Source organism: Streptomyces sp. NPDC048353 (assembly GCF_055587165.1).
The window spans coordinates 104,182-121,159 of the sequence record NZ_JBVJGU010000011.1; the positions used below are offsets into that span (position 1 = coordinate 104,182).

Below are 16,978 nucleotides of genomic sequence, written 5' to 3' on the forward strand. Positions count from 1 at the left end.
GAAGCTCCCAGAATAGGCAAGCCGCCGCCCGGGCGGGCACGGGCGGCCGACGGTCCACCGAACGGGCGGCCACCCCACAAGGGGCACCCCGTCCCGGACGTCCGCGCCCGTGCCGCGGCGCACAGCGGGCCGCCCGGAATTTCCGGTCGCGTTCCCCCGGCCCGTACCGTTCCCGCATGAGCCCCGCACCGACCACCCCCGCGCGGCCCGCTGTGCGCCGTCGGCGGATCGGCTGGCCGCGGCGGGTCTTCGCGCAGGTCCTCCTCATGCAGCTGGCCATCGCCACCGGCGTGACCGTGCTCGCCACCGGCCTCTTCTTGGCGCCCCTCAGCGCCCAGCTCGACGACCAGGCCATGCGCCGCGCGCTCGCCATCGCCGAGACGACCGCGTCCCCGCGGGTCGCGACGGCGCTGCGGGACACCTCCCCCACCGCCGGCGGCCCCGTACAGACGGAGGCCGAGCGGATCCGGCGGTCCACCGGCGCCGAGTACGTGGTCGTCATGGACACGCGCGGGATCCGCTGGTCGCACACCGACCCGGCCCAGATCGGCAAGGTCGTCTCCACCGACCCCAGCACGGCCCTCGCCGGCCGCGAGGTGATGGAGATCGACAGCGGGACCCTCGGCCGCTCCGCCCGGGGCAAGGCGCCGCTGCGGGCCGCCGACGGGAGCATCGTCGGCGCGGTGTCGGTCGGCATCGAATACGACAGCGTCCAGGACCGGCTGCTCGGGGCGATCCCGGGCCTGCTCGCGTACGCGGGCGGCGCCCTGGCCGTCGGGGCCCTGGCGGCCTATCTGATCTCCCGCAGACTCCAGCGGCAGACCCACGACCTGGCCTTCTCCGACATCTCCGCGCTGCTCGCCGAGCGCGAGGCGATGCTCCACGGCATCCGCGAGGGCGTCGTCGCCCTGGACCGCGCCGGACGGATACGGCTCCTGAACGACGAGGCCCAGCGCCTCCTCGGAATCGGTGCCGAGGCCATCGGCAGACCGTTGGAGGAGGCGCTCGGCTCCGGCCGCACCGCCGACGTGCTGGCCGGGCGGGTCACGGGCGAGGACCTGGTGACGGTCCGCGGGCAGCGGGTGCTCATCGCCAACCGGATGCCGACGGACGAAGGCGGCGCCGTCGCCACCCTCCGCGACCGCACCGAACTGGAGCGGCTCGGTCGCGAGCTGGACTCCACCCGAGGTCTGATCGACGCGCTGCGCGCCCAGGACCACGAGCACGCCAACCGGCTGCACGCCCTCCTCGGTCTGCTGGAGCTGGAGATGCACGAGGAGGCGGTGGAGTTCGTCACCGAGGTCGTCGGTGTCCACCGCGCCACCGCCGAGCAGGTCACGGAGAAGATCCACGACCCGCTGCTCGCCGCGCTCCTGGTCGGCAAGGCCACCGTCGCCGCCGAGCGGGGCGTCTCGCTGCGCGTCGTGCCCGGATCGCTGCTGCCCGACCGGCTGGTCGACCCGCGCGAGCTGGTCACCGTCGTGGGCAACCTCGTCGACAACGCCCTGGACGCGGCGGCAGGCACCGCCGACGCGCGCGTCGAGATCGCCGTACGCGCGGAGGGCCGCACGGCCGTCCTGCGGGTGTCGGACAGCGGCCCCGGGGTCCCCGAGGACCGGCACGAGCTGATCTTCACGGAGGGCTGGACCACGAAGGAACCGCCGGCCCACGGCAAGCGCGGTATCGGCCTGGCACTCGTCCGCCGCCTCGCCGAGCGCCAGGGCGGCAGCGCCCGGGTCGCCGAGGGCGCCTCCGGCGGCGCCGAGTTCACCGTCGTACTCCCTGAAGCGCTGGTACTCCCCGACGCCCATGGGGCGCCTGAGGCTCACGTGGCGCCTGAAGCCGCGCCCGGGACCCCCGACGGGGCGCGGACGGCCGGTGAGGTGTGGTGATCGACGTCCTGGTCGTGGACGACGACGTGCGCGTGGCGGGGATCAACGCCGCCTACGTCGCCCGGGTGCCCGGCTACCGTGTCGTCGCCACCGCCCACTCCGCCGCCGGGGCGCTCGCCCGCCTCTCCGAGACGCCGGTCGACCTGATCCTGCTCGACCACTACCTGCCGGACGAGAACGGGCTCTCGGTCGTACGGGAGCTGCGCCGGCTCGGCCGGCAGACCGACGTGATCATGGTGACGGCGGCCCGGGACGTGGCGACCGTCCAGGCGGCGATGCGGCACGGCGCGCTCCAGTACCTGGTCAAGCCGTTCGCCTTCGCGGGCTTGCGCGCGAAGCTGGAGGCGTACGCCGTGCTCCGCCGCGCCCTCGACGGCGGCGGTGAGGCGGAACAGTCGGAGGTGGACCGGCTCTTCGGCGCGCTGTCGGCGGCCGCCGTGGAACCGGAGCTTCCCAAGGGCCATTCGCCGACCACGGCCGAGCTGCTGCGGCAGGTCCTGCTGGCCGCCGACGGGCCGCTGTCCGCGCAGGAGATCGCCGAGCGGGCAGGGGTGAGCCGGCAGACCGCCCAGCGCTATCTCAAGCTGCTGGAGCGGACGGGCAGGGTGCGGCTCTCCCTGCGGTACGGCGAGACGGGCCGCCCGGAACACCGGTACGTCTGGGCGTCGTCCCCTGCGGGCTGACGGCCCTCCCCCAGGGTCGACGGGTCACACCGCTCCGGCCCCGGTCAACGCCCGTACCTCCGTCTCCGCGTGCTTGGCGGCGTCCGGCGGCTCGTGCGAGGTGACGGTCCCGACCCAGCCGGCCAGGAAGCCCATCGGGATGGAGACCACGCCCGGGTTCTGCAGGGGGAAGAGATGGAAGTCGACGCCCGGGAAGAGCGCTTCGGGGCTGCCGGAGACCACCGGCGAGAGGACGACGAGCAGCACGGCCGGGACGAGCCCGCCGTACACCGACCAGACGGCTCCCCTGGTGGTGAAGTTGCGCCAGAACAGGGAGTAGAGGAGCACCGGCAGGTTGGCGGAGGCGGCGACGGCGAAGGCAAGGCCGACCAGGAACGCCACGTTCAGGTCGCGGGCGAGCAGGCCGAGCCCGATGGCCGCCACGCCAATTCCGACCGCGGCGAGCCGCGCCACGGTCACCTCGCTGTAGGGCTTGGACCGGCTGTCGCGGCGGCGCAGCGAGGCGTACAGGTCGTGGGCGACGGACGCCGAGGAGGCGAGGGTGATGCCGGCGACCACGGCCAGGATCGTGGCGAAGGCGACGGCGGCGACGATGGCGAAGAGCACGGTGCCGCCGGTGGAGCCTGCGCCTCCGCCCAGGTCGAGGGCGAGCAGCGGTACGGCGGTGTTGCCGGCGGCGTTGGACGCGCGGACGGCATCGGGGCCGATGATCGCGGCGGCGCCGAAGCCGAGGACGATCGTCATCAGGTAGAAGCTGCCGATGAGGCCGATCGACCAGACGACGGAGCGGCGGGCGGCGCGTGCGGTGGGCACGGTGTAGAAGCGCGACAGGATGTGCGGCAGGCCGGCGGTGCCCAGGACGAGGGCGATGCCGAGGCTGATGAAGTCCAGGCGCGCGGTCCAGTCCCCGCCGTAGCGCAGACCCGGCGCGAGGAAGTCCCGGCCGTGGCCGCTGCGGTCGGCGGCGGTGGCGAGCAGCTGCTCGAAGTCGCCGTGGAAGCGGAGCAGCACGAGCACGGTGAGGGCGATCGTGCCGGCCATGAGCAGCACGGCCTTGACGATCTGGATCCAGGTGGTGGCGCGCATCCCACCCAGCGATACGTAGATCACCATCAGGGCGCCGACGCCGATCACGGTCCAGGAGCGGGCGGCTTCGCTCGTGCCGCCGAGGAGGAGGGCGACGAGGCTGCCGGCTCCGACCATCTGGGCCACCAGGTAGAGCACGGAGACGGTGACGGAGGAGGTCCCGGCCGCGATGCGGACCGGGCGCTCGGTCATCCGGGCGGCGACGACGTCGGCGAGCGTGAACCGGCCGCAGTTGCGGACCAGTTCGGCGACGAGGAGGAGGACGACCAGCCAGGCGACGAGGAAGCCGACGGAGTAGAGCATGCCGTCGTAACCAAAGAGGGCGATCAGGCCGGAGATGCCGAGGAAGGACGCGGCGGACATGTAGTCGCCGGCGATGGCGAAACCGTTCTCCATCGGGGAGAAGAGCCGGCCGCCGGCGTAGAACTCCTCGGCGGAGCCGTGCCGTTTGCGGCTCACCCAGGTGGTGATCGCCAGGGTCACCGCGATGAACGCGCTGAACAGCAGCAGGGCCAGGGTCTGGTGGTCACCGGTCACCGCTGGGCCCCCCGCGTCATCTCCTGCGTGTCCCACCGCAGGTCCAGTGCCGCCCGGTCCCGGCGGAGCCGGGCATGCCGGGCGTAGGCCCAGGTGAGCAGGAAGGTCGTGAGGAACTGGCCGAGTCCGGCGACCATCGCCACGTTGACCGCCCCGGCGACGGGCCGAGCCATCAGCCCGGGCGCGGCGGTCGCGGCCACGACGTAGGCGAGGTACCAGAGCAGGAAGGCGAGGGCAGCCGGGACCACGAACCGGCGGTAGCGGCTGCGTACTTCCTGGAAGGCGGGGCTGCGCTGGACCTCCAGATAGATGTCCGCGGCGCTGCGCGCGGACCGCTGTCGCGGCATGCCCCCCGGCGCCTCGGCGTCGGTGGTCGCGGCGCCGCCGTCCAGCGCGTCCGGGTCGGCGGGCTCGCCCCAGCCGGACGCCAGGGCGTCGTACCAGGGGTCCTCGATCCGGACCGCCGCCGGATCGCCGTTCGGCACCGCGGGCGCGTGCGGCCCTTCCTGCTTCTCCACCGGTGAACTCTCCTTGTCAGCGAACCGTTTCGGCCGCGTGCACAAGGATGGACAGAGCGGGAAGATCCCGGACTCTTCTCCTCCCGCACTTCACCCCATCAGGTGATGGAATTCCGGGTGGGGGGACAACTCCGCGCTGATAGGCGTACCGGAACGGGGCGGAAGCGGTCCGGAGTGGCACGGAGGCGGCGCCGGGCGCGAACGGGGAGGTACCGCCGAGGGGGCGGAGCCGTCGGCTCCGCCCCCTCGGTGAGACCGGTGGCTCAGGCGTCGATGCGCGAGCGGTCCAGGGTCGCCGCCGAGCTGGTGATGAACTCCTTGCGGGGAGCGACGTCGTTCCCCATGAGGAGGTCGAAGACCTGCTCGGAGGAGTCCAGGTCGCCGATGTTGATCCGGCGCAGGGTGCGGTGGCGCGGGTCCATCGTGGTCTCCGCGAGCTGGTCGGCGTCCATCTCGCCGAGGCCCTTGTAGCGCTGGATGGCGTCCTTGTAGCGGATGCCCTTGCGCTGGTACTCGAGCAGTGTCTGGCGCAGCTCGTTGTCGGAGTAGGTGTAGACGTACTTGTCCTGGCCCTTCTTGGGCTGGACCAGTTCGATGCGGTGCAGCGGCGGCACGGCGGCGAAGACCCGGCCGGCCTCGACCATGGGCCGCATGTAGCGCTGGAAGAGCGTCAGCAGCAGGCAGCGGATGTGGGCGCCGTCGACGTCGGCGTCGACGAGGAGGACGATCTTGCCGTAGCGGGCCGCGTCGATGTCGAAGGTGCGGCCGGAGCCGGCTCCTATGACCTGGATGATCGCACCGCACTCGGCGTTCTTGAGCATGTCCGAGACGGACGACTTCTGGACGTTGAGGATCTTCCCGCGGATCGGCAGCAGCGCCTGGAACTCGCTGTTGCGGGCGAGCTTGGCGGTGCCGAGCGCGGAGTCGCCCTCGACGATGAAGAGCTCGCTGCGCTCGACGTCATCGCTCCGGCAGTCGGCGAGCTTGGCCGGCAGCGAGGAGGACTCCAGCGCAGTCTTCCTGCGCTGCGCCTCCTTGTGCTGGCGTGCGGCGATCCGGGTCCTGGCGGCCGCCACCGCCTTCTCCAGGACGGCCCGGGCCTGGGCCTTGTCGTCCCGCTTGGTGGACGTCAGGAAGGCCTTCAGCTCCTTCGCGACCACATTGGCGACGATCCTGCGGGCCGCGGAGGTGCCCAGGACCTCCTTGGTCTGGCCCTCGAACTGCGGCTCGGCGAGGCGGACCGTCACGACGGCCGTGAGCCCTTCCAGGGCGTCGTCCTTGACGATGTCGTCCTCGGCGACGCGCAGCATCTTGGCGGAGCGGAGGACTTCGTTGACCGTCTTGGTGATGGCCTGCTCGAAGCCGGAGACGTGGGTGCCGCCCTTGGGGGTGGCGATGATGTTCACGAACGACTTGACCGTCATGTCGTAGCCGGTGCCCCAGCGCAGGGCCACGTCGACGCCGAGCTCGCGGGTGACCTCGGTGGGCGTCATGTGCCCGCGGTCGTCGAGGACCGGGACGGTCTCCTTGAAGGTCCCCTGGCCGCTCAGCCGCTGCACGTCGCAGACGGCCTTGTCCTGGGCGAGGAACTCGCAGAACTCGCTGATCCCGCCGTCGAAGCGGAAGGTCTCCTCGCTCTTGCCGACGCCTTCCAGGTCCCGCTGGTCGCGGACGACGATGGTCAGGCCGGGCACGAGGAAGGCAGTCTGGCGGGCGCGCTGGTGCAGGTGGTCCAGGGAGAGCCGGGCATCCTTGAGGAAGATCTGCCGATCGGCCCAGTACCGCACCCGGGTACCGGTTCGCGTCTTGGGTACGCGCTTGCCCTTGAGCAGGCCGTTGCCCGGGTCGAAGGGGCTGTCGGGGCCCTGCTCCGTGAAGATGCCGGGGACGCCTCGGCGGAAGCTGATGGCGTGCGTGGCGCCGTTCCGGTCGACCTCGACGTCGAGACGTGCGGAGAGCGCGTTCACCACGGAGGCGCCGACGCCGTGGAGGCCGCCGGAGGCCGCGTACGAGCCACCGCCGAACTTTCCGCCGGCGTGGAGCTTGGTCATGACGACCTCGACACCGGAGAGCCCGGTCTTGGGCTCCACGTCGACCGGGATGCCCCGGCCGTTGTCGCACACCTCGACGGAGCCGTCCTCGTGGAGGACGACGTCGATGTGGTCGCAGTAACCGCCGAGGGCCTCGTCGACGGAGTTGTCGATGATCTCCCAGAGGCAGTGCATCAGGCCGCGGCTGTCGGTGGACCCGATGTACATTCCGGGGCGCTTGCGAACCGCTTCGAGCCCTTCGAGTACGAGCAGGTGCCGCGCGGTGTAGTTGGAACCGTCACGGTCTGCGGTCAGCAGCGCACTCGACGGCACGGACGTTTCGGCGGTCACGCGGTTCGCTCCTCGCTGAATTTGAAAAGTGGCCCGGTGGGGTAAGGCCCGGCGTCGTTCACCGGTCAGAGGGTACCGATGCCTGGTAGACGGGTTGCCACGCCACCCTCCCGAATTCTCATGCTAGTGCAGAGTCGCATGCGTGTTCGATCCCTCGAAGGGGTGACGTGAACATCACGTTCCCTTCCAGGCATGAACCATTTAGGCTCCGGGCACGTCCTCATGAACAACCGGCAACCCAGCCGGGAGGACCGGACCCCTGCAAGCAACGCGAAATCCGTAGTGCGACGCAATACGGCTCATTCGCCGCCAACCGGCAGCAGACAGCCACCTTGGAAGAAGTTTCAAGGAAAAGCCACGAGCGGGAACGTTTTCGGCCTGGTTGGATGTTGACCCTGGTACGACAGCTCGTCGAGCTAGAGAAGAGGCGACGTGACTACTGTTCTGACCCCCGCGAGCCCCCTGACGGCCGCTGACCGCTGCGACCGCTGCGGCGCCCAGGCGTACGTGCGCGTCGTTCTGACCAGCGGCGGTGACTTGCTCTTCTGCGCGCACCACGGGCGTAAGTTCGAGCCGGAACTCAAGAAGATCGCCGCGGAAATACAGGATGAGACGGACCGGCTCACCGAGGTGCCGGCCAAGGCAGTAGACGAGGACCGCTGACGCCTCGCAGATACGACGAGCCAAGGGCCGGTCACTGACCGGCTGACGGGCGGCCACCCCCGCGGTCGAAGGGGGGTGGCCGCCCGTTCTCGCGTCCCGGGCCGCTCGGGCCCGGGCGCTCGCTACAGACCTGTGTCGATTCCGACCGGACAGCCGCCTCAGACCCGGACAGGCGCCTCAGGCCCGGCCTGGGAGCAGCGCCGAGATCCGGGTGTAGACCCCGGGGCTGCCGGCCTGCCCGCAGCCGCTGCCCCAGGACACCAGGCCGATGAGCCGCCCCTGGGCCACCAGAGGCCCTCCACTGTCCCCCTGGCAGGCGTCCTTGCCGCCCTGGGGGTCACCGGCGCACAGCATCGTGTCCGCGCGGTAGGCGGCGCCCAGGACGCCTGAATAGGCACGCGTGCACGCGCTGTCCGCCAGCACCTGTACGCGGGCCGAGCGCAGGGCCGAAGAGTAGGTCTCGTTGCCCGTGGTGTCCCCCCAGCCGAAGACCTCCGCCTCCGTGCCGGGCGCCTCCGCCGTGTCCCCCGGGCGAGCCCGCTCGATCACGTACGACGCGGGCAGCGCGGTCTCCAGGGACAGGACGGCGAGGTCGCCGGAGTTGGTCGCCGCGTTGTAGGACGGGTTGACCCAGGTGCCGGAGATCCTGACCTCGTGCCCGTCGCGGCCCCGCAGGGAGCTCCGCCCCGCGATCACCTTGAAGTCGGCGAGCTCCGACGGCTTGCCCCCGAGGACGTCCCTGCCGAGGCAGTGGGCCGCCGTGAGGACCCGGGTGGGCGCCACGACGACTCCCCCGCAGAACTGCCCGGCGCGTGTTCCTCCGAACCGGTCACGGCTGGAGAGCGCCACGACCCACGGCGCGTCGGCGATCCGGGTGAGCTGGCCGCCGACCACGACGCTGTCGGCGGTCGCCGGGGCGGCGAGGGCGAACGGCCCCGCGGTTGCCACGGTCAGACCCAGGGCCGCGGCCACTGCTCGGACGATGGAGCGACGCATAGAGCCTCCTGACTCTCCGGTGATGCCCGTTCACTCAGAGTCGGTCACGCGCGCCCGTCCCGCACCCGCGCACACGCCGAAGGGCCCGGCCCCCTTTTCGGGAACCGGGCCCTTCGGCCGTCTGCCGCCGTGTCCCGCCGGGGCGGGACGCGGGGGGAGGCGGTGACTAGTCGAGGTAGTCGCGCAGGACCTGCGAGCGCGACGGGTGGCGCAGCTTCGACATCGTCTTGGACTCGATCTGGCGGATGCGCTCACGCGTCACGCCGTAGACCTTGCCGATCTCGTCCAGCGTCTTCGGCTGGCCGTCGGTGAGGCCGAAGCGCATGGAGACCACGCCGGCCTCGCGCTCGGAGAGCGTGTCGAGGACGGAGTGCAGCTGCTCCTGGAGGAGCGTGAAGCTGACCGCGTCGGCCGGGACGACCGCCTCGGAGTCCTCGATCAGGTCGCCGAACTCGCTGTCGCCGTCCTCACCCAGCGGGGTGTGGAGGGAGATCGGCTCACGGCCGTACTTCTGGACCTCGATGACCTTCTCGGGGGTCATGTCGAGTTCCTTGGCCAGCTCCTCCGGGGTGGGCTCGCGGCCCAGGTCCTGGAGCATCTGGCGCTGCACGCGCGCGAGCTTGTTGATGACCTCGACCATGTGCACCGGGATACGGATGGTGCGGGCCTGGTCGGCCATCGCGCGGGTGATCGCCTGACGGATCCACCAGGTGGCGTACGTGGAGAACTTGTAGCCCTTGGTGTAGTCGAACTTCTCGACGGCGCGGATCAGACCCAGGTTGCCCTCCTGGATCAGGTCCAGGAAGAGCATGCCTCGGCCGGTGTAGCGCTTGGCCAGCGAGACCACGAGGCGGAGGTTGGCCTCCAGCAGGTGGTTCTTGGCGCGGCGGCCGTCCTCGGCGATGATCTCCAGCTCGCGCTTGAGCTTGGGCGCCAGCTTGTCGGAGTTCGCCAGCTTGTCCTCGGCGAACAGACCGGCCTCGATGCGCTTGGCGAGCTCGACCTCCTGCTCGGCGTTGAGCAGCGGGACCTTGCCGATCTGCTTCAGGTAGTCCTTGACCGGGTCCGCGGTGGCACCGGCGACGGCGACCTGCTGGGCCGGAGCGTCGTCCTCGTCCTCGTCGGACAGGACGAAGCCCTTGTTCTCGCCCTCGGCCTCTTCGTCCTCGCCCTTGCCGGGCGCGACGTCCTCGAGGAGCTCCTCGCCCTCGACGACCTCGTCGGCGTCCTTCTTGGCGGTGGTCTTCTTGGCCGCCGTCTTCTTGGCGGCGGTCTTCTTCGCCACCGTCTTCTTGGCGGTGGTCTTCTTCGCGGCCGCCTTCTTGGCCGGCGTGCCGGCCTCGTCGGCCGGGTCCGCGCCCTCTGCCGCCGGCGCCGCCGCGGCCGCGACGGACTTCGTCACGGTCGTCTTGGCGGTGACGGTCTTGGTGGCGGTGCGCTTGGCCGGGCTCTTCGCTGCGACGCTCTTGCGGGCGCGCTTCGGCGACTCCGCTGCACTGACCATCAGCGTCACACCCTCTTCCTCGAGGATCTGGTTGAGGCTGCGCAGAACATTCTTCCACTGGGTTGGCGGAATCTGGTCAGCCTCGAAGGCCCGACGCACGTCATCGCCGGCGATCTGCCCATCAGCCTTTCCCCGCTCGATGAGCGCCATCACAGACTCGGACTCGGCGATCTCCGGCGGGAGCGTACGGGATGTGCTGGCCGACACGAACAACCTCTCGGAACGATGGAAAACGGCTTCCGGCCCCGCCCGTGATCGGGCCGGAGCCGACGACCGTCAGCGGGGAATGTGCCGACGGCGCGGGCTGGACCGGGGAACTGCACAGCGCCTCGTGCGGCGGCTGTATTCCTTCCTCGGCTGTCACCTCTTAGGTCATCGCACGGCTCCGAGGAGTGTTACGCCCAATCCGCGTGGCCCGAGTCACACCCCATGAGCGACGAAACGGCCGGAAGGAGTACAGATCGTACGTTTGTGCCGCCAGGCCCCCGCGATCCCCGGAGATCGGCCGTGATCCCCGGGGTCCGCGCGAGTCGGGCGACACGCGATGCGCACGTCCCCGTACTCCTGGCCACGGCCCGCGCGCGTCAGTGCTCGCGCGGCGCGGGCACCACACGCTCCACCTCGGGGTGGACCGTCAGGAGCTGGCGCATGGCGGTCTCGGCGGCGTAGGCGTCTCCGGCGGCGAGGGCGTCGACGATGCGCGCGTGGTGGACGATGCAGTTCTCGCCGGGACGGTCACAGCCGGTGGCCGGGCCGCCGGAGACCTGGAGCGCTGCGGCGACGATGCCGGAGAGGTGCTCCAGCATCCGGTTGCCGGCGAGCTGGATCAGCAGCGAGTGGAACTCGGTGTCGGCGCGCGAGTAGGTGATGCCGTCGCCCTGGGCGTAGGCGTGGCTCATGATCTCGACCATGTCGGCGAGCCGCTGCTGAACGTCCTCGCGGCCGTGTCCGGCGGCGAGGCGGGCGGCCAGGGGCTCGATCGTCCACCGCAGCTCGTTCAGCTCGCGGCGCTGGTCGTCGCGCTGCGGGCCGAAGGCGCGCCATTCGATGATGTCGGGGTCCAGCAGGTTCCAGTCGCTGACCGGCCGGACCCGGGTGCCGACGTTGGGGCGGGCGCTGACCAGACCCTTCGCCTCCAGGACGCGCAGCGACTCGCGCACGACGGTCCGGGAGACCTCGAAGCGCTGGCCGATCTCCTCGGGGACCAGCGGCCGGTCGGCGCCGAGGTCACCGGAGACGATCATCTGGCCGAGCTGCTGGACGAGTTGGCCGTGCAGGCCGCGTCCGCGACTGCCGGCGGTGCGCCTGCCGACCCGGCCCAGATCATTCTCCACCCCCTCCCAGGCAGGCGGGCCGACACGATCGGCGCCGGGGGCCTCCGCGTAGGGGTAACGGTCGAGATCGCCCGGGGCGCCGAGGCCGGAGTCGACGGAACGGGCGGCGGTCATCATGGTGTGCGCAAGGGTACTCACGCATCCTTTGTCGGCGTTGCTCCCGAGACCCTTGAGGTCTTTGGTGAAAAGCACACGAAAGGGTGATCGGCACCCCCTACACAATTGACGATTAATCGGACATTCTTAGGCATTTCAAAGGTAGTTGCCTACGACCCGGACGTTCTCGGTCCGCATGCGATCACCAACGCGCCTTACGGCGAAGCCCGGTGAACAGATAGGCGCAGAGCAGGCCGGTCAACGCCAGGGTCATCGCCACCCCCACGGGCTGGGCGAGCACCCTGATCCCGCCCATGAGCCAGTGGTCGGCCGCGGAAGGCCACGCCGCTACCGCGTACGCGCGGAGCCGGGCCGGAAGGCCCGCGATCGAACGCCCGGAGGGCCCGGCGATCGCGTTGTTCAGCAGGGGTACGAGCACGATCGGCACCGACAGCACCGCCGCCACCCCGGCCGCGGCGACCCGGAAGACACCCGCCCCCAGGACGCCCGCCCAGGCGCAGCCGGCGATCAGACCGAGCCAACTGGCACACAAGGTCGGCCAGTTCTCCGGTACGGGAATCAAGTCGCCGCCGTAGACCAGACGCAGGGCCTCCAGGTCGACCACCACCACGAGGACGGCGAGAAGGACCGCGACGACGGCCGCCACCGCGAGCTTGGCGAGCAGCAGACCCAGGCGCCGGGGAACGGTGCCGCGGCCGGTGGTGAGGGCGGGGTAGCGGTACTCGTCCGCGAAGGAGAAGGCGCCGAGCAACCCCGCCCCGAGCGCCGCCGGGGGTAGCGGGGAGAGGGCGGGCCAGCCCGCGATCGCGGTGGGGACCGGGGTTCCTCCCCCGCGGGCGAGGAGGACCGCGATCAGGACGGAGGCGGCGAGGGTCGCGACGGCCACCAGCGGGGTGCTCGGAACGCCGAGGAGGCGGCGGATCTCGTACCGCAGGGGGCGTAGCGGCGCCCGTGGCGGCCGGCGGGCCGCCAGGGCCTGCTCCGGGCCCCTCCGGGCAGCGGCGCCGTCGGTTCCGGCCGCGGTCGCGACGGCGGGGTCGGGGGGCGGTTCCGGATCGCGGCGGGCGGGCGGGCGCTCACCGCCGGGGTTCGTCTCGCCCACCTCGTCGGCGAGGCGGTGGATGAGCACACCGTGCCGGAAGGCGGTCTCTCCGATGGTGGCGCAGTCGCTGCCGTAGACGGAGAGGCTGTTGCCGTTCTCGGCGACCACCTCCACGGAGCGGCGGGCGGCCCGCGCCTCCTGCGTGACGAGTACGGCGAGCCGTGCGGCGTGCGGGGTTCGGACGGCGACGCGCGGCCGCAGTCGGGTACGGGCGAACTCGGCGACGTCCTGGTCGGCGAGGAGGCGGCCCGACGCCAGGCTGACGACCCGGTCGGCATGGCGCGCCGCCTCCCTGGCGTCCGCCGTGGTGAAGAGAACGGTCCCGCCGTCCTGGGCGTGGGCGCGCAGGAGTTCGTACAGCCAGGCGTTCTCCCGCGCGGACAGCCCCGCTCCCGGTTCGTCGAGCAGCAGCGCGTGCGGGTCCCCCAACAGGGCGGCCGCGAGCCCGAGTCGGCGGTCCATGCCCCGGGAGAGGGCACCGACGCGCTGGTCGTGGAGCCCGGCGAGTCCGACGGTGTGGAGCATCTCGTCCGCCCTGGCCCCTGGAACGCCGGTGGCCGCGCAGAGCATCCGGAGCTGGCTGCGCAGGGTGCGCGAGGGGTGGCCGGCGACATCGCCGAGCAGGACGCCGACCTCCCCCGGCGGGTGGGCGATGCGGTGGAGGGGCCGGCCGCGGAAGTAGGTGACACCGCGCCCCGGCTCGAGTTCGAGCATCAGCCGCAGGGCGGTGGTCTTCCCCGAACCGGCCGGACCGTGCAGGGCGGTGACGAGGCCCGGCCGGGCGTCGAAGGTGAGGTCGTCCACGGCGGGCGCAAGGTCGCGGCGGGGGGTGCTGGTGAGTCCGATGGCCTGGAGCATCGCTTCTCTCGCGGTAGGTGACACCGCTCCGCGGCAGGGCGGCTACCGAAGCAAGATAACGCTACATTTCGGACTTTCGGTGCAGGGTTGGGCTCGGGGTCGTCGCGCAGCGCACCCGGACCGCGGAAGGCGCCCGGTCGGACGTCGGGCCTCGGGCCTCGGGTCGTCAGACCTCGGGGCGCAGCATGGGCGGGTTGAGCAGGGTCGCGCCACCCGCCCTGAACAGCTGCGCGGGCCGCCCTCCCTGACGCGTGGTCGTGCCGCCGGCCGGGACCAGGAAGCCGGGCGTGCCGGTCACCTTGCGGTGGAAGTTACGTGGGTCCAGGGCGACCCCCCACACCGCTTCGTACACCCTCCTCAGCTCGCCGACGGTGAACTCCGGCGGGCAGAACGCGGTGGCCAGCGAGGAGTACTCGATCTTGGAGCGGGCCCTTTCCACCCCGTCGGCGAGGATCCTGGCGTGATCGAAGGCGAGCGGCCCCGCCTTCTCCTCCGCGTGCTCCCCGTCACCGTCCCGGCCGAGCAGCTCCTCGACCGGGGACCAGCGGGCGCTGTTGGCGTCGCCACCGGCACGCGGAGCGGGGAGGTCGGGGGCGAGCGCCAGATGGGCGACGCTGACCACCCTCATCCGCGGGTCGCGCTCCGGGTCCCCGTAGGTCGCCAGCTGTTCGAGGTGGGCGCCGTTGCCAAGTGCGGGCGGCGGCGCGGCGGGGTCGTGGGCGCAGAGGCCGGTCTCCTCGACCAGTTCCCGTGCGGCGGCCGCACCGAGGTCCTCGTCCGCCCGAACGAACCCACCGGGCAGCGCCCACCGGCCCTGGAACGGCTGTTCTCCCCGTCGCACGACCAAGGCGCACAGGGCGGGGCCCCGCACCGTGAGCACGACCAGATCGACGGTGACGGCGAAGGGCGGAAAGGCCGACGGGTCGTAGGGAGACATGCCGCGATCATAGTCGTCTCCCTGACGATAAACACTCCCCTCGGGTGGATCACCGATGACTTCTTCTCCCTCCCGCGGTGCTTCCGGCACGTTCGCGATCCGCATCCCGGTCAGCCTCCGAGCTGGAGGCCGTCGGCGGCCTCCTCGACCATGCCGAGCCCGAGTCGGCTGACCCGGGCGGCGAACGGTTCCCCCGCCACGAGCAGCCCGGACAGCCGCAGGGCGCCCAGCGGGGCCGACCGTACCGGGTGGAGGGCGACCGTCCCGCCCGGCGCGTCCGGCCTGATGCCGACGAGCGTCGTCAGGACCAGGACGCCGGCCGCGGCCGCCACCGCCGCGGGCCGGCAGGCGGCCGGGTGCGGCACGGGGGCGCCCCCGGCCGTGCGCTGCGCTCCGGCGTACATCTCCGGCAGCCGGTAGCCGAAGTACTCGGCCGCGTCGAGGAGTCCGCGCAGCAGGGACTCCGCCTCCTTGTCGTGGCCCGCCGCGGCGAGCCCCGCCACGGCCACCGCCGTCTCGTGCACCCGTACCGCGCCGGTCCGGTGCCCGAAGGGGTTGTGACCCGGTTCCTTGGCCCCGAGGCCGCGCAGCCCCCAGCCGGAGTCCAGCAGGGGCGCTCCGAGCAAGCGGGCCAGCTGCTCGGTGTCCGTCCTGTCGAGCAGCCCGGGGGCATGCCGGCCGCCGCCGAGGAGGCCGGTGTCCAGGAGGTGCGCCGCCCAGCCGCCCAGCTGGTGCCACGACCGGCCGTCCGGTGCGCGGGCCACGGCGGGTCTGCCGCCCGAGCGGTCGGACACCCAGAACTCCTTGCGGAACCGTCGGCGCAGCCCGTCCGCCCAGTCCCGCCACGCCTCCGCGCCGGGCCGGCCGTAGGCATCGAGCAGGTCTGCGCCGAGGACGGCGGCCCGGTGGGCATGGGCCTGGGTCTCGGCCCGCCACGGCCCGGCGGGCCCCGGGTCCGGGACGAAGCCGTGCGGGTCCGCGGCTTCCCGGAGCCATCCCAGACAGCGTTCCGCGGTGGGCAGCAGCTCGGCGAGCTCCTGCTCGGGCAGCCCCCAGCGTCGGGCCTCGGCCAGGACCACCGGAAAGGCGAGCGTCGCCTCGGTCCCGGTACAGCGGGGCGGGAGGAAGGGGCCGGCGTCCCGGAGAGGGCCGGGGATCCACCCCGCCTCGGCTCCCGACCCACCGCTCTGGGTGCGGGCCAGGGCTCGGAGGGTCGAGAAGGCCAGCCGGGTGCCGAGCGGCAGCGCCATGCGCGCCGCCCAAAGGCTCTCGACGCCGACGGGGCCACAGCGCCAGGGCACGCCGGCCGCGAGATGGACGTCGGCGGGCCGTGCGGGATCGCGCTGCAGCAGCGCCCTGAGATCGTCGACGGCGGTGTGCAGCAGCTCTCCCGCGCGCGGGTCGTCCCCCTCCGCCCGGGCCTCGGCGAGGACATGCCCTCCAGGACGCGCGGCGGGCGATCCCCCGCCGCCGAGCGTCCGTCCGCCGCCCGAGGGCGTGGCGTCGAACGGGGGGCCGCCGAAGGTGGCGGCGCTTGGTCCGGAGCCCCCGGGCCCGGGGACACTGGAGAGCCTCGGTGCCCGGTCGCCGCGGACGCGGAGTTCGATCGTGCGGGCGGCTCCCGGTGGCAGCTCGACGTCCCAGCGGAGGATTCCGGCCGCGGCCAGCGCGTCCATCGGCGGCGGGTCGGCGGTGACGGCCGCGCTCCGTCCGTCGGCTGCCGTCCAGCGCATCCCCGTGCCGTGGACGCTCGCGGAGAGCTCGGGACCGGGCCGGCCGGCCGCGACCCCCGCCAGGTCCGCGAGATCCGTCCCCAGAGCGATCTCCACCGGGAGTCGCAGCGGTCTGCCGGCGGAGCTGCGCAGGGTGATCCGCTCGGTTCCGTCCGCGCCTCGTGAACGTTCGACGAGGAGTCCGGGGTCAGGTCCGGTGTCTCCGGGTGTCCGCACGACGCCGAGGAACCCGGCGCGGTCGGCGGCGGCCAGTCGCCCCTGGAGCGCGAGGGGTTCGCGGCCGGCCACCCGCAGGACGCAGCGGGAGAGGAGCCGCCGTCCGGCGAGATAGACCCCTTCGAGGCCGTGGCCGGTGAGCTGGCCGTGTGCGGCGCAGACGACCAGGGCGGGCAGGGCGACGCAGAGGAGAGCGTCGTGGACGGAGGGCAGTTCACCCGGCCGCGCGAGGCCCGGGTGGGTGATCCCGGCGGGTGGGTGGCCGGTCGTGTGAGCGGCGGGGGGCGGGTGCCCGGACGGGGGTCCGGAGGCCGGGACGGGGCTAGGGGCCATGGGTCGTGTGCTGCGCTCTCTGTGCGATCCGGACAGCCGCTGGGGTGACGGCGGCACGGGCCGTACGGCTCCGCCACAGAGCTGAACG

At 72.4% G+C, this 16,978-nt stretch carries 12 protein-coding genes; 3 read left to right on the top strand and 9 right to left on the bottom strand.

From position 1 onward, the window contains the following. The first annotated feature begins 176 nt into the window (after positions 1–176). Positions 177–1,892 (top strand): ATP-binding protein, encoded by a 1,716-nt coding sequence (locus ACZ6RC_RS30835; protein WP_469589437.1) that lies wholly within the window; start codon positions 177–179, stop codon positions 1,890–1,892. Continuing rightward, entirely contained in the window at positions 1,889–2,575 is a 687-nt protein-coding gene (locus tag ACZ6RC_RS30840; RefSeq protein ID WP_469589439.1) for a response regulator, read from the top strand. The genes ACZ6RC_RS30835 and ACZ6RC_RS30840 overlap by 4 nt, the downstream gene beginning before the upstream one ends. Before the next feature lie 24 nt (positions 2,576–2,599). On the opposite strand, the gene ACZ6RC_RS30845 is transcribed toward ACZ6RC_RS30840, so the two are convergent. The 3 genes from ACZ6RC_RS30845 to ACZ6RC_RS30855 all read right to left on the bottom strand — a co-directional run bounded on the left by ACZ6RC_RS30845 (position 2,600) and on the right by ACZ6RC_RS30855 (position 7,097). Beyond that, complete coding sequence (locus tag ACZ6RC_RS30845; protein WP_469589442.1) at positions 2,600–4,198, bottom strand: solute symporter family protein; 1,599 nt, start codon at positions 4,196–4,198, stop codon at positions 2,600–2,602. Continuing rightward, a complete protein-coding gene (locus tag ACZ6RC_RS30850) occupies positions 4,195–4,716 on the bottom strand; it encodes a DUF485 domain-containing protein (RefSeq protein ID WP_391141423.1) in 522 nt (173 codons plus the stop codon). The genes ACZ6RC_RS30845 and ACZ6RC_RS30850 overlap by 4 nt, the downstream gene beginning before the upstream one ends. A 263-nt stretch (positions 4,717–4,979) precedes the next feature. Next, entirely contained in the window at positions 4,980–7,097 is a 2,118-nt protein-coding gene (locus ACZ6RC_RS30855; protein WP_469589447.1) for a DNA gyrase/topoisomerase IV subunit B, read from the bottom strand. A 432-nt stretch (positions 7,098–7,529) separates the two neighbouring features. On the opposite strand from ACZ6RC_RS30855, the gene ACZ6RC_RS30860 reads away from it, so the two are divergent. After that, positions 7,530–7,760 carry a DUF7455 domain-containing protein gene (locus tag ACZ6RC_RS30860; protein WP_391141419.1) on the top strand — a complete coding sequence of 77 codons (231 nt, stop codon included), beginning with the start codon at positions 7,530–7,532 and terminating at the stop codon, positions 7,758–7,760. A gap of 177 nt (positions 7,761–7,937) precedes the next feature. Here ACZ6RC_RS30860 and ACZ6RC_RS30865 read toward each other — a convergent pair whose 3' ends face one another. The 6 genes from ACZ6RC_RS30865 to ACZ6RC_RS30890 all read right to left on the bottom strand — a co-directional run bounded on the left by ACZ6RC_RS30865 (position 7,938) and on the right by ACZ6RC_RS30890 (position 16,890). Further along, positions 7,938–8,756: a serine protease gene (locus ACZ6RC_RS30865; RefSeq protein ID WP_391141416.1), complete on the bottom strand. Its 819-nt coding sequence runs from the start codon at positions 8,754–8,756 to the stop codon at positions 7,938–7,940. A 166-nt stretch (positions 8,757–8,922) separates the two neighbouring features. After that, positions 8,923–10,467: an RNA polymerase sigma factor gene (locus tag ACZ6RC_RS30870; RefSeq protein WP_391141414.1), complete on the bottom strand. Its 1,545-nt coding sequence runs from the start codon at positions 10,465–10,467 to the stop codon at positions 8,923–8,925. 377 nt (positions 10,468–10,844) lie between these two features. Further along, a complete protein-coding gene (locus ACZ6RC_RS30875; RefSeq protein WP_391141412.1) occupies positions 10,845–11,732 on the bottom strand; it encodes a FadR/GntR family transcriptional regulator in 888 nt (295 codons plus the stop codon). Positions 11,733–11,892: 160 nt separating this feature from the next. Next, complete coding sequence (locus tag ACZ6RC_RS30880; protein WP_469589454.1) at positions 11,893–13,671, bottom strand: ATP-binding cassette domain-containing protein; 1,779 nt, start codon at positions 13,669–13,671, stop codon at positions 11,893–11,895. 166 nt (positions 13,672–13,837) lie between these two features. Next, positions 13,838–14,608, bottom strand: coding sequence for an NUDIX hydrolase (locus ACZ6RC_RS30885; RefSeq protein WP_469589457.1), 771 nt, complete (start codon positions 14,606–14,608; stop codon positions 13,838–13,840). A 110-nt stretch (positions 14,609–14,718) separates the two neighbouring features. After that, complete coding sequence (locus tag ACZ6RC_RS30890; protein WP_469589460.1) at positions 14,719–16,890, bottom strand: glycogen debranching N-terminal domain-containing protein; 2,172 nt, start codon at positions 16,888–16,890, stop codon at positions 14,719–14,721. Between the last annotated feature and the right edge of the window lie 88 nt (positions 16,891–16,978).

Excerpts from the sequence above, each read along its gene's own strand:
- ACZ6RC_RS30835 (WP_469589437.1), top strand. The coding sequence starts at position 177 with ATGAGCCCCGCACCGACCACCCCCGCGCGGCCCGCTGTGCGCCGTCGG.
- ACZ6RC_RS30865 (WP_391141416.1), bottom strand. The coding sequence starts at position 8,756 with ATGCGTCGCTCCATCGTCCGAGCAGTGGCCGCGGCCCTGGGTCTGACC.
- ACZ6RC_RS30880 (WP_469589454.1), bottom strand. The coding sequence starts at position 13,671 with ATGCTCCAGGCCATCGGACTCACCAGCACCCCCCGCCGCGACCTTGCG.
- ACZ6RC_RS30890 (WP_469589460.1), bottom strand. The coding sequence starts at position 16,890 with ATGGCCCCTAGCCCCGTCCCGGCCTCCGGACCCCCGTCCGGGCACCCG.
- ACZ6RC_RS30885 (WP_469589457.1), bottom strand. The coding sequence starts at position 14,608 with ATGTCTCCCTACGACCCGTCGGCCTTTCCGCCCTTCGCCGTCACCGTC.